The sequence below is a fragment of the Burkholderia sp. MSMB1459WGS genome (genome assembly GCF_001534535.1).
In the GTDB taxonomy this organism is placed as follows: domain Bacteria; phylum Pseudomonadota; class Gammaproteobacteria; order Burkholderiales; family Burkholderiaceae; genus Burkholderia.
This window is the reverse complement of the sequence record NZ_LPMU01000021.1, coordinates 12,928-25,083: the sequence shown is the minus strand read 5'-3', so window position 1 is coordinate 25,083 and position 12,156 is coordinate 12,928. Positions and strand designations below refer to the sequence as shown.

The following is a 12,156-nucleotide window of genomic DNA, read 5'->3' as shown; positions in this document are numbered from 1 at the left end:
TCCCTGTTCTCATTGTTTCGTAAAGTACCGCCGCAACGTCGTCCCCGTACCGACGGGAAGCTCGGTGTCGTGATCGAACTGGCATCGTTCGACAAGGGCGGTCTCGAGAAGGTCGTGCTCGATTCCGCGATCGCATTCGATCGGGCACGTTTCGATGTCACCATCGTTACCCCGGGCAAAGTTGGGCACCTTGGTACCGTCGCACGCAATGCTGGCTTGCGGGTGGTCGGACTGCCCGCAGCGAACCCGCTTGCGGCTTACGAAAAACTGCTGACCGAGTTGAGTGTCGATATCTCGATGTCTCACTTCTCGAATACTGGCTATCCGCTGTTTGCCCGTCTCGGGATTCCAAATATCACGTTCATCCATAATGTCTATGCGTTCTTTTCGGACGAACAGTCACGAGCGTTTGCCGACAATGATCGCTATGTCGATCGCTACGTTTCAGTTTCGAAGAACGCGACCCGCTTTGCTGTGACGAATCTTGGCGTGTCGGCCGGCAAGGTCGTGACGGTGCCCAACGGTCTTATCCTGTCTGAACACGAGGCGAGGGAAAAGCAGCCACCGAAGCTGACGCGCACGCAGCTCGGTCTGTCGGATTCCGACTACGTGTTCGCGAATGTCGCTTCGTACAATCTGCACAAGGGGCACTACGTGATGGCGGACGCGATGCGCCATTTGTTGGCTCGCAGACGCGACGTCAAGATTCTTTGCGTTGGCAACGTGATCTATCCGCCTCACGTCGATGCGCTTCGCCACTATCTGGTCGAACATGGTCTGGAGCAGCATATTCTGATGCCGGGCTATTTCCCGGATGTTGAAGACGTACATCGCGTTGCGGACGCATTCATCCTTCCGTCGTTCATCGAGGGTTGGAGCATTGCGATGAACGAGGCCATGTTCTATCGCAAGCCGATGATCCTCACCGACACAGGTGCATCCGCCGAAGTCATCGACGATGACGATATCGGGATCCTGATCCCGAATGAATATGGCGATACACCGAATCTGAATTCGAAGTTGCTCGACGAGCTTGCCTACGCACCGAGGGAATACAAGATTGCACCCGCCCTCGCGGACGCAATGGACCAGATGGCATCGAACGCAGCACAGTGGCGTGAAAGAGGGGCGCGGGGGCGTGACAAGATCTACGCGAGCTATAACTTTGCCGATATCGTGACGCGGTACGAATCGATTATCGAAGATGTGGTTAGGGCGCACAACCGATAACGGAAGATACGGATATGGTGAGCTCACTCAAGTCGTTTTACCGATTCGTCAGATGGCGCTTCAAGCCCGCGGTTTGTTTCTATCTGGGGAATCATTTGTTCATGAATTACATGCCTTATCGAATAAGGCATTGGTTCCTTGGCAGATTTTGTCAAGTGAAGATCGGTCGCGATTCAAGCATTGCGATGGGGTGCTTTGTTACGGGGTATCACATTTCGATTGGGGATAATACGGTCGTAAACCGATACACCTATCTGGATGGGCGCGTTCCCTTGACGATCGGGAACAACGTAAATATTTCGCACTACACGTTGATCCAGACGTTGACGCACGATCCACAGAATCGGGATTTCGTATGCTTGTGCAAACCGGTCGTCATTGAGGATCATGTCTGGATCGGTGCTCGCGCCATCATCAGCCCCGGTGTTCGTATTGGTGAGGGCGCAGTGGTGGGAGCAGGGTCGGTTGTGACGCGTGATGTCGAGCCGTACACGATCGTCGCCGGAAATCCGGCACGGTTTATCAAGGAACGGACGCGGGATTTGCGGTATCGATCGCGTTATTTCCCATTCTTTGATACCGATATTCAATGAATTCGTATTTGAGTGTTTTGTGGATGAAATTATTGCCCGGTCTTGAATATGTCAATCTTTAAGTTCCGCAAACCGTCTGCACCTGCGTCCGCTGCACGGAAGAACGCCACCATTTCCGTGGTTATTCCTTTGTATAACCATGCGCGGTATATCGAAGGTACATTACAGAGTGTGTTGTCGCAGTCTTCTCCTGCCGATGAAATCATATTGATCGATGACGGTTCGTCCGATGACGGGTTTGACGTCGCGTCGCGACTTCTCGCAAACGTTCCGCATGCGAACGCCTATCGACAGGAGAATGCGGGGGCTCACAATACGATCAATCGTGCGATTGGCCTCGCCCGCGGCGATTATGTCGCGGTGCTGAATTCGGACGACGTGTTTGCGTCGGAGAAACTCGCTCGTTGCCGGGAACTAATTCAGGAGCGACCCGGCCTGGGGTTGATCGCGGGGCGGGCTGGCATTATGGACGACCACGGCATCGAACAGCACGCTGGTGTTGCGATCGACTGGCTGGCGCGTGCATATGGATTTTTAAGCGATACCGGATTGCCGCAACTGGCGTTGCTGAACGAGAATTTTGTCGCGACGACGTCGAACATGGTATTCAGTCGGGCTCTATGGCAAGCCGCGGGTGGCTTCCAGCCGCTTCGCTACTGTCATGATCTCGATTTCTTGATGTACGCGTTCGCCTACGACAGCGTGTATATCGACCGAGACGTGAAGCACATCGTGTATCGCGTGCACGAAAGGAACACGATCAAGGAAGACTTGAGCAAGGTTCGGATCGAAATCGCGGCGGTTATTGCGCAGGCACTTGCGATGTCGGGGCCGAGAATGTTCTCCGCGCGATTGGACGGAAGCGATCTTGATGCATTCAGACGCTTCCTGCAGAACAAGGGGATGACGGAGATGCTGTGCTTTCTGCAGACCGTCCTTCCGGCATTTCCGACTCGTGCGGCATTCTATGAATATGCTGTCGATGCGCGAAATGCCGATGCATTTCGCGCGGCCGTTGCGGGCTGACCCGTCGCGGCGCCAGAGCAGAACGACCGAGGCCGCGCACGCATGGGGGCGCGACCGTTCTCGTGGCAGAGTCTGCGCGGACTACCGCGTACTCAGATATATCCGAACGTTTTCAGCCCTTCGGTCGCTGTGGCGCAACAGTGGGCGGTGATGTCCGGTGGCAGGCTCGTCTGCCAAGCCGTTGCGCGATCGCTCAGGAACGGCTGCGATAGGTTGAGGTGGCTCTGATCATGGCGCAGTACCGGCGCCCGCTTCGAATTGTCCAGCATGGATTCTTCAAACGGCAGGCCCAGAAATGTCGCAGAGCGCGCCAGAACATCCCGCGGGTTCGAGACGAGATCCTCGTAGCGCACGAGCAGGTAGTTCGCGCGCTCGCGCATGGCGTTGTGCAAGTGGAGATTGGTGTAATTCCACAAGCGAGGGAAATATTCCTCGATGCCTGACGGAGCCCACGTGACGTTTTTGAGGGACAGCATCGTGCCGCGTACGTCGCGGACGATATGGAGAAACCTGATGTCGGAGTCCAGGAGTCCGACCTGTTCCAGCTTTCGGATCGAAAGAAGATCGTCAGGGGTCTTGTCTCCACTCAACCGCTTTCCCGTATTGGATGCAATGCGGCCATAGATCGATGTGAGCACGCCTGCCAAGGTCGGCTCGGCATCACGTAGTGCATCGTCGATGTCCGCGGCGGAGATAAAGGGCTCCAGAACTTCGGGGAAGTCGTCCGTCGACTTGATGATCTTGCCGATCAGCGGACGTGCAACAGACCAGTCGCTGATGCAACCCATGACATGAGCGATTGGACTGATGAGCGTGGTTTGGTTCGGGATGAAGATGTCGCTGTGCAGATTGAGCGACTCCTTGAACAGGGTCGTTCCTGATCGAGGCGAGCCGAAAAGAATGAACATGCTGTGGAGGTGCAATGAACGACGGCCTGACCGCATCACCAAATGAGGGGCGCGGGGCCGCGCGATTCACCGTCAAATGAGTATGCGCGAACCTGTACGACATCGTGGACGCCAAAACGTTCTTGCCAACGTCGTATGTCGTGGCCACGATGCCGGCCAGACCACATGCCCGCATCGACAATGACGGGTAAATGGCTCGTCGTAATGTTTCGAATGCCTTACGATGAAACACATGCACATCCTGTTCACTTAGATAATATTTGACTTGAGATGAGTACTTCGAGAGCCCCGCTAACCGTATCGATCGTCGTCTATCGGCCGGATGTCGAGCGCTTTTTCAAGACGCTCCATAGCTTGCGCGACGCAGTGGGTGCGATGCGTCTACGCGATCCGAACTTTCATGCCGTAATCTGTGTGGTCGACAACGGCGGCACGCCGGATATCTGGGAGGACGTGGCCAGATTGAATGTGGCCGGATTCGAGTGTGTATCATTGAGTGGTCACGGGAATGTCGGGTACGGCCGCGGACACAACCTGTCGATCACGACGGCAAGCAGCGAGCATCACTTGGTTCTGAATCCGGATATCGATCTCGACGAGGATTCGCTCGTGCAAGCGTTGAGCTTTATGTGCAGTCGTCCGGACATCGGGCTTTTGACGCCGAATATTTCCGATGAGAAAGGCGCGATCCAGTATCTGTGCAGGCGTCCTCCGGCGCTATTCGATCTGCTGGTCCGCGGATTTTTCCCGCCGAACTGGAAGGCGCGGTTCGCCAACCGCCTCGCCCACTACGAAATGCGCGACGTGATCAACGACCGCGACGTCGTCTGGGATCCCCCCATCGTCAGCGGCTGCTTCATGCTGTTCCGCACCGAAGTCCTGAAGCAACTCGGCGGCTTCGACCCGCGCTACTTCCTGTACTTCGAAGACTACGACCTCAGCCTGCGTACGCACGAGGTTGCCCGCGTCGCGTACGTCCCGTCGGTCCGCGTGATCCATCACGGTGGCGGCGCATCCCGCAAGGGCTTCGCGCACATCCGCATGTTCGCCGCGTCGGCCTTCAAGTTCTACAACCGCTTCGGCTGGAGGCTCTGGTGAGTCACCTCGTCGTCACCGGCGCGAACGGCTTCGTCGGCCGGGCGGTTTGCCGACTCGCGTTGCAAGCCGGCCACACGGTTACCGCGCTGGTGCGACGTCCGGGCGGCTGCATCGACGGCGTGCGCGAATGGATCCACGACGCCGATGATTTCGCGGGTGTGGATGAAGCTTGGCCTGCCGACCTGGCCGCCGATTGTGTGATCCATCTCGCCGCCCGCGTGCACGTCATGCGTGACGAATCCCCCGATCCCGACGCTGCGTTCGATGCCACCAACGTCGCCGGCACGTTGCGTCTCGCCGACGCCGCGCGCCATCACGGCGTGCGTCGCATCGTGTTCGCGAGCAGCATCAAGGCGGTCGGCGAGGGCGACGGCGGAGTACCGCTGTCGGAAGCGTTCGACCCCGACCCGCAGGATGCATACGGCCGTTCGAAGCTGCGTGCGGAACGGCAACTCGCGCAATTCGGAGCGTCGGTCGGGCTCGACGTCGTCGTCGTGCGTCCGCCTCTCGTCTATGGCCCGGCTGTCCGGGCCAACTTCCTGCGGATGATGGACGCGGTCGCGCGCGGGATGCCGCTGCCGCTCGGCGCGGTTTCAGCGCGCCGCAGCATCGTCTACGTCGACAATCTCGCCGACGCTTTGCTGCGTTGCGCAATCGACCCGCGCGCCGCCGGCGAGTGCTTTCATGTCGCCGACGACGATGCGCCGACGGTCGCCGATCTGCTGCGTCTCGTCGGCGGCGCGCTCGGCAAGCCAGCGCGGCTGATCGCGGTGCCGCCGGCGCTGTTGCGCGCGCTCGGAAAGCTGACCGGTCGCAGTGCGGCCATCGACCGCCTGACCGGTAGCCTCCAGCTCGACACCGGCCGGATCAAGCGCGTGCTCGACTGGCATCCACCCTATACGACCCGCCAGGGCCTCGAAGCGACCGCCGCATGGTATCGTTCGCGCGATACACGAAAATAAAAGCCACATGCTTCTCGCGAATCCCACCTGGCTCACCACGGCCGCAGTAGCTCTGGCCGCCGCATTCGCCTCGACGGCGATTCTCCGCGTACTGCTCGCCACCGGATTGGCCTGGCGTCTTGCCACCGACGTTCCGAATGATCGTTCGCTCCATACGCTGCCGACACCGCGAGTCGGCGGATGGGGCATCGTGCCGGTCTGTGTCGTTGCGCTGCTCACGCTGGCGCCGCGACTGTGGCTGATCGCGATCGCCGCTGCCGGGCTGGCTGCGATGTCGCAGATCGACGACCGGCGCGGGCTGCCGGCCCGTGTGCGGTTCTCGGCGCACCTCGTGGCCGTCGTCGCACTGATCGTCGTGTTCCCGGCCGATGCGCCCTGGTGGCTGCTCGCCGGTGTGGGTTTCGCAATGGTCTGGCTGACGAACCTGTACAACTTCATGGATGGCGCCGATGGCCTCGCGGGCGGCATGGCGCTGTTCGGCTTCGGCGGGTACGCGGTCGCGGCGCTTAGCGGCGCACAGGCGTCGCCCGATCTCGTCGTTTCCGGGGCGGCGGTCGCCGGCGCGGCGCTGGGCTTTCTTCTGCTCAATTTCCACCCGGCGAGGCTATTTCTCGGCGACGCCGGCTCGATTCCGCTCGGCTTCCTGGCCGGCGCGCTGGGCTACTGGGGCTGGCGTACCAATGTCTGGCCGATCTGGTTCCCCGCGATGGTATTCGCGCCCTTTATTGCTGACGCATCTGTAACACTTTTGAGACGTCTGTTACGTGGCGAAAAGTTCTGGCAAGCACACCGTGAGCACTATTATCAAAGGATGGTCCGATCGGGCATAGGTCACGGTCGGACCGCGCTTTATTGGTACCTCATCATGCTCGCGGGCATAATTCTGGCCGTATGGGCAAAGGGCCGCCCCGAACTGCAGCAATGGCTGTCGTTCCTCGCGTGGTATGGCGTCCTGGCGTGGTTCGGATGGTTGATCGACAGGCGCTGGCACCGGTTTCAAGCGGCCGCCGAAAACAATTCTTGAGGTTTCCCGCCGATGTTGCGATCCAGAGCATCTTGGCTGTCCCTGAGTGCTTTCCTGTTCGACCTGACGGCCGTTGTCGCCGCATGGTTGTTCGCTTATCTCGTTCGTTTCAACGGCAGCGTCCCGCACGATTTCCTGAGTGGCGCGCTGATGGCATTGACGTGGGTGCTGCCCGTCTACGCACTGATGTTTCACGGGTTCGGCCTGTATCGCGGGCTGTGGGTGTTCGCGAGCCTGCCCGACCTGATGCGCATCGCAAAGGCCGTAGTCGGCGGCGGCGTGATCGTGATGATCGGCGCCGTGATGTTCCAGCCGCAGCCGATCATCCCGCGCTCGGTGCTGCTCGTGTCGCCGCTGATGCTGTTCCTGGCGATGGGCGGCGCACGCGCGCTGTATCGCGCGACCAAGGAGTACTACCTGTACGGCGGGCTCGTCGGCAAGGGCAAGCCGGTGCTGGTGCTCGGCGCCGGCACGGCCGGCGCGAGCCTTGCGCGCGAACTGTCGCGCTCCGGCGAATGGCGCCTCGTCGGCCTGCTCGACGACGACGTCACGAAGCAGGGCCGCGAAATCTACGGCTACAAGGTGCTCGGCTCGTTCAACGATCTCAAGCACTGGACCGATGCGATGAAGGTCGAATACGCGATCATCGCGATTCCGTCGGCGTCGGTCGAAACCCAGCGTCGCGTCGCGACGCTGTGCGTGCGCGCCGGCGTCAAGGCGATGGTGCTGCCTTCGCTGACCGCACTGATGCCGGGGCAGGGCTTCCTGTCGCAGGTGCGGAACATCGACCTCGAGGATCTGCTCGGCCGCGATGCGGTGACGATCGACACACCGCACGTCGAGGCGCTGCTGCGCGGCCGCGTCGTGATGGTGACGGGCGCGGGCGGCTCGATCGGCTCCGAGCTGTGCCGGCAGATCCTGCGCTTCGCGCCGGCGCAGCTCGTCGCGTTCGACCTGTCCGAATACGCGATGTATCGGCTGACGGAGGAGCTGCGCGAGCGCTTCCCGGATCTTCCCGTCCTGCCGATCATCGGCGATGCGAAGGATTCGCTGCTGCTCGACCAGGTGATGTCGCGCCATGCGCCGCACATCGTGTTCCATGCGGCCGCCTACAAGCACGTGCCGCTGATGGAAGAGCACAACGCGTGGCAGGCGCTGCGCAACAACGTGCTCGGCACCTATCGCGTGGCGCGCGCGGCGATTCGCCACGACGTGCGTCATTTCGTGCTGATCTCGACCGACAAGGCCGTCAATCCGACCAACGTGATGGGCGCGAGCAAGCGCCTCGCCGAAATGGCGTGCCAGGCGTTGCAGCAGACGAGCGGGCGCACGCAGTTCGAGACGGTGCGATTCGGCAACGTGCTCGGCAGCGCGGGCAGCGTGATCCCGAAGTTCCAGCAGCAGATCGCTAAGGGGGGCCCGGTGACGGTCACGCATCCGGAAATCACGCGTTTCTTCATGACGATTCCGGAAGCGTCGCAACTCGTGCTGCAGGCGTCGAGCATGGGGCAGGGCGGCGAGATCTTCATTCTCGACATGGGCGAGCCGGTGAAGATCGTCGATCTCGCGTGCGACCTGATCCGCCTGTACGGCTTTTCGGAAGAGCAGATCCGCATCGAGTTCACCGGGCTGCGGCCGGGCGAGAAGCTGTACGAGGAACTGCTGGCGGACGATGAGGCGACGACGCGTACGCCGCACCCGAAACTGCGGATCGCGCGCGCGCGCGAAGTACCGGACAACCTGCTCGATGAATTGCTGCCGTGGTTGATGCAGCATCGCGTGTTGTCCGACGACGAAGTGCGGCGCGATCTGCGGCGCTGGGTGCCGGAATACCAGACGGCCGTTGCCCCCGTGTTGCAGAGCGTGCCGTCGGTGCGCGTCGCATCCAACGGGTGACGCGATCAGGCTGTGAGCCGCACACGTTGTGACAAAAAAAGCGCCCGGCATGGGCGCTTTTTTGTCTGGAAATCGGCGTATCGCTCAGCGGCTCTGTCGGTGCTTGCGCACTACCATCCATCTGGGCGCCCTGAACCGCACGATGCTGAGATAAAGCCAGACATAAGTGAGCGCGAACAGCACGACGAACACGAACAGATGCACCGTATGCCGCCAGAACAGCGTCGCCGGAATCACTGCGACGAGGCACAGCAGCCACAGATAAGGTGAAGTCAGCGAATTGCGTCGCGTCAGGTCGTGCGCATGCTTCGTCCCCACGGCCCACCGCATCAGCCGCTTGTACACGAGCATATGCAGGTGCACGCCGTCCGGAATCCCCGGCGACATCCCGCGAATGAACTTCTTCCGGTAGATCGAGAAGCAGGTCTCGAAGATCGGATACATGAACAGCAGCACCGGATACCACGCGGACACTTCGCGATTGCGCATCACGAGCATGATCGCGAGCTCCGCGAGCATGAAACCGATGAAATACGCGCCGCCGTCGCCGAGGAAGATCAGTCCGGCCGGGAAATTCCACAGGAAGAAGCCGAGCACGGCGCCCATCATGATGATCGACGCGGACATCACGACCGGGTCGTTGACGTGGAACGCGACGTACGCGAGCGACGCGAACATCATGAAGCTGACCATCGAGGCGAGCCCGTTGAAGCCGTCGATGATGTTGATCGCATTCGCGAGCGCCGCGACCGCGAGCACCGTGATGAACGCCGAGATGGCGACATACCCGAGCAGGAAATCGAGCGGCGGCACGCTGATGCGCTTGACCGCGATGCCCATCAGCCAGAACGCCAGCGCGGCCGCGCCCATCGTGCAGAGCAGCCGTGCGCGCGGCGACACGCGCTTGGTCAGGTCCTCGACGAGGCCGGACAGGAACGCCGGCAACCCGCAGGCAGCGATCCCGAGAATGCTGCCGGCGATCGTCGGATAGCGCCGCGATACGAGCAGCGCCGCCACGACGACTCCGGCGAGGATCCCGATGCCCCCCACTCGCGGCACCGGCCGCACGTGGAATTTCTGCACGCCGGCCAGGTCGCTGTCGATCGAGAATTTCTCGTGAAGGTGCGCGTAGCGCACGATGAACAGCGTGACGAGCAAGGAGACGATGAAGCCGGACGCGAAGCTGAGCATGGGATCGCTCGAAAAATGGACAGCGGATTATACAAAACCGCGCGGGTTCCCCTCCTGCCATCGCCAGTGGTCGGCACACATTTCCTCGATGCCGAGCGTCGCACGCCAGCCGATGATGTCGGCGGCGGCCTGCGGGTTCGCATAGCACTCGGCGATGTCGCCCGGGCGGCGCGCGACGAGTTCGTACGGCACCGGGCGGCCTGACGCCTTCTCGAACGCACGCACGACTTCCAGCACGCTATAGCCCTGGCCGGTGCCGAGGTTCACGACGAAGCTCGCGTCGCGCTTGGCGAGCGCGTCGAGCGCGGCGATGTGCCCCTTCGCGAGATCGACGACGTGGATGTAGTCGCGCACGCCGGTGCCGTCCGGCGTCGGGTAGTCGGAGCCGAACACGCGCAGCTTCTCCAGCTTGCCGACCGCGACCTGCGCGACGTAGGGCATCAGGTTGTTCGGAATGCCGGCCGGATCCTCGCCGATCAGCCCGCTCGCATGCGCGCCGACGGGATTGAAGTAGCGCAGCGTCGCGATGCGCCACGACGGGTCCGAGACTTCGAGATCGCGCAGGATCTGCTCGGCGATCAGCTTCGACTGGCCGTACGGGTTGGTTGCGGACAGCGGGAACGATTCGTCGATCGGCGAGCGCTCGGGCACGCCGTACACGGTCGCGGACGAGCTGAACACGAACTGCCTGACGTTGCGCTCGCGCATGACCTTGAGCACGGCGAGCAGGCCGCCGATGTTGTTCTGGTAGTACTCGAGCGGCTTCGCGACCGATTCGCCGACGGCCTTGAGCGCCGCGAAGTGAATCGTGCCGGTGATCGGGTGCGCGTCGAACACCTTCGCGAGCGCGGCTTCGTCGCACACGTCCACCTGGTGGAACGCGGGCGTCTTGCCCGTGATCTGCTCGATCCGGCGCACGGACTCGGCCTTGCTGTTGACGAGGTTGTCGACGATCACGACGTCGTAGCCGTTGTCGAGCAGTTCGACGGCCGTGTGCGAGCCGATATAGCCGGCGCCGCCGGTGACGAGGATGGTGCCTTTAGCGGTCATTGCTGATGCGCTCCTTCAGAGTGTGAATCCTGTCAACGAATGGATGGTCTCCCTGTAACGTTCGACGACCTGCTGTTCGTCGAATTCCGCCGCGACCTTGTGCCGGCCGCGTGCGCCCATCGCCGCACGGCCTTGCGGTCCGAGCGCGATCATGCGATTCAGTTGCTCCGCGAGGCTCGCGCTGTCGCGCGCGCGGCACAGGAAGCCCGTTTCGCCGTCGGCGACGACGTCGCGGCAGCCCGGCACGTCGGTCGCGACGATCGGCCGCCCCATTGCCGATGCCTCCATCAGCGTGCGCGGCACGCCTTCGCGGTACGACGGCAGCACGACGCAATCGGCCGCCGCGATGTGCGGGCGCACGTCGTGCGCTTCGCCGAGATACTCGACGATGCCTTCGCCGACCCACGCGTCGACATCCGCGCGACCGATCGCGCTCGGATTGTCGACGCCGAGCGGCCCGAGCAGCTGGAAGCGCGCGTTCGGGACGCGCTCGCGCACGCGGCGCGCGGCCTCCACGTATTCGCGCACGCCCTTGTCCCACAGCAGCCGGCCGATCAGGATGAAGACGGGCGCGTCGCCGGCGGGCAGCGGCACGGGCGCGAACTGGTCGAGATCGACGCCTTCGCCGTGCAGCAGCCGCGCGCGCTCGGGATGCGCGAGCAGCCGTTCGTCGGCGAAGGTCGCGAGATCGTCGCGGTTCAGGAACCAGACTTCGCGCGGGAAGCGGAACGCGAACCGGTACAGGCGTTTCGCGACGCTCGCCGCGCGGCTCTTCTGGATGAATACGTAACCGAGCCCCGTCGTCACCGCGATCGACGGCACGCGCGCGAGCCACGCGGCCACCGAGCCGTAGATGTTCGGCTTGATCGTGTAATGGAACACGAGATCGGGCCGCAGCGCGCGGTAGTGGCGCACCAGCGCGGCGAGCGTGCCGAGATCCTCGCGCGGGCTCGTGCCTTTCGACGCGACCGCGAGCGCCACGTAGCGGCAGCCCATCTGTTCGAGCAGCGGCACCGTGCGGTCGTGCGGCGCGATCACGACGACCTCGGCGCCGCGCGCGACGAGCGCACGGATCAGCCCGTGGCGGTACGTGTAGATCGCCCAGGCCGTGTTGCAGACGAGCGCGATGCGCAGCGGGGAGGTGGCGGACATGAAAAAAAGAAAAAATAAAGCGTCGA

11 protein-coding genes are annotated in these 12,156 nt (G+C 62.1%); 7 read left to right on the top strand and 4 right to left on the bottom strand.

Translation table 11 applies throughout. The annotated features are described in order from the left end of the window. Window positions 1-69: 69 nt before the first annotated feature. From WT97_RS07645 to WT97_RS07640, 3 genes are read left to right on the top strand one after another with little or no spacing between them, the layout of a single operon-like run. Window positions 70-1,230: a glycosyltransferase family 4 protein gene (locus WT97_RS07645; RefSeq protein ID WP_373558389.1), complete on the top strand. Its 1,161-nt coding sequence runs from the start codon at window positions 70-72 to the stop codon at window positions 1,228-1,230. A gap of 14 nt (window positions 1,231-1,244) precedes the next feature. Further along, a complete protein-coding gene (locus WT97_RS32370) occupies window positions 1,245-1,823 on the top strand; it encodes a DapH/DapD/GlmU-related protein (protein ID WP_082741866.1) in 579 nt (192 codons plus the stop codon). 48 nt (window positions 1,824-1,871) lie between these two features. Further along, window positions 1,872-2,849, top strand: a complete 978-nt coding sequence (locus tag WT97_RS07640; RefSeq protein ID WP_059791660.1) for a glycosyltransferase — start codon at window positions 1,872-1,874, stop codon at window positions 2,847-2,849. A gap of 92 nt (window positions 2,850-2,941) precedes the next feature. On the opposite strand, the gene WT97_RS07635 is transcribed toward WT97_RS07640, so the two are convergent. Continuing rightward, on the bottom strand, window positions 2,942-3,757 hold the full coding sequence (locus tag WT97_RS07635) for a sulfotransferase (protein WP_059791952.1): 816 nt from the start codon (window positions 3,755-3,757) through the stop codon (window positions 2,942-2,944). Between the two features lie 270 nt (window positions 3,758-4,027). Here WT97_RS07635 and WT97_RS07630 point away from each other — a divergent pair, with 270 nt between their 5' ends. From WT97_RS07630 to WT97_RS07615, 4 genes are read left to right on the top strand one after another with little or no spacing between them, the layout of a single operon-like run. After that, window positions 4,028-4,855 (top strand): glycosyltransferase family 2 protein, encoded by an 828-nt coding sequence (locus tag WT97_RS07630; protein WP_059791658.1) that lies wholly within the window; start codon window positions 4,028-4,030, stop codon window positions 4,853-4,855. Beyond that, window positions 4,852-5,817, top strand: coding sequence for an SDR family oxidoreductase (locus WT97_RS07625; RefSeq protein WP_059791656.1), 966 nt, complete (start codon window positions 4,852-4,854; stop codon window positions 5,815-5,817). Before WT97_RS07630 ends, WT97_RS07625 begins: the two co-directional genes overlap by 4 nt. Before the next feature lie 7 nt (window positions 5,818-5,824). Further along, window positions 5,825-6,841 (top strand): glycosyltransferase family 4 protein, encoded by a 1,017-nt coding sequence (locus WT97_RS07620; protein WP_059791653.1) that lies wholly within the window; start codon window positions 5,825-5,827, stop codon window positions 6,839-6,841. Window positions 6,842-6,853: 12 nt separating this feature from the next. Continuing rightward, window positions 6,854-8,737, top strand: a complete 1,884-nt coding sequence (locus WT97_RS07615) for a nucleoside-diphosphate sugar epimerase/dehydratase (protein WP_059779478.1) — start codon at window positions 6,854-6,856, stop codon at window positions 8,735-8,737. A gap of 84 nt (window positions 8,738-8,821) precedes the next feature. On the opposite strand, the gene WT97_RS07610 is transcribed toward WT97_RS07615, so the two are convergent. From WT97_RS07610 to WT97_RS07600, 3 genes are read right to left on the bottom strand one after another with little or no spacing between them, the layout of a single operon-like run. Then, window positions 8,822-9,928: a glycosyltransferase gene (locus WT97_RS07610; protein ID WP_059499848.1), complete on the bottom strand. Its 1,107-nt coding sequence runs from the start codon at window positions 9,926-9,928 to the stop codon at window positions 8,822-8,824. A 27-nt stretch (window positions 9,929-9,955) separates the two neighbouring features. After that, a complete protein-coding gene (galE, locus tag WT97_RS07605) occupies window positions 9,956-10,978 on the bottom strand; it encodes a UDP-glucose 4-epimerase GalE (RefSeq protein WP_059791651.1) in 1,023 nt (340 codons plus the stop codon). Window positions 10,979-10,993: 15 nt separating this feature from the next. Next, window positions 10,994-12,130, bottom strand: coding sequence for a glycosyltransferase family 4 protein (locus tag WT97_RS07600; protein WP_059791650.1), 1,137 nt, complete (start codon window positions 12,128-12,130; stop codon window positions 10,994-10,996). Between the last annotated feature and the right edge of the window lie 26 nt (window positions 12,131-12,156).